Source organism: Pseudomonas sp. 32_A (genome assembly GCF_017490905.1).
GTDB lineage: Bacteria > Pseudomonadota > Gammaproteobacteria > Pseudomonadales > Pseudomonadaceae > Aquipseudomonas > Aquipseudomonas inefficax.
The window spans coordinates 1-517 of the sequence record NZ_JAFGYI010000189.1; the positions used below are offsets into that span (position 1 = coordinate 1).

Below are 517 nucleotides of genomic sequence, written 5' to 3' on the forward strand. Positions count from 1 at the left end.
GCTACACGAACGAGCCCGTGCTGCGCCTCGCGAAGCGCCTGGAATCGCTCACGTTCGCCGACCGCGCGTTCTTCGCGAACTCCGGCGCCGAAGCCAACGAGGCCGCCCTCAAGCTCGCGCGCCGCGTCGCGTTCGAACGCCACGGCGCCGACAAGTACGAAATCGTGTCGTTCCTGCAGTCGTTCCACGGCCGCACGTTCTTCACCGTGAGCGTCGGCGGCCAATCGAAGTACTCCGAAGGTTTCGGTCCGGTGCCCGAAGGCATCAAGCATCTGCCGTTCAACGACATCGCCGCCGCCCAGGCCGCGATCGGCCCGAAGACCTGCGCGGTCATCGTCGAGCCGATCCAGGGCGAGGGCGGCGTGATTCCCGCCGATCCCGCCTTCCTCAAGGCGCTGCGCGAAGCGTGCGACGCGCACGGCGCGCTCCTTATCTTCGACGAGGTGCAAACGGGCGTCGGCCGCACCGGCCACTTCTACGCGTACATGGACACGGGCGTCACGCCCGACATCCTGAC

The 517-nt window shown here is 67.7% G+C and carries 1 protein-coding gene; it reads left to right on the top strand.

The genetic code is table 11. From position 1 onward, the window contains the following. The coding region (locus J5M58_RS26220) for an aminotransferase class III-fold pyridoxal phosphate-dependent enzyme (RefSeq protein ID WP_207880251.1) at positions 1-517 on the top strand (517 nt) is incomplete at both ends.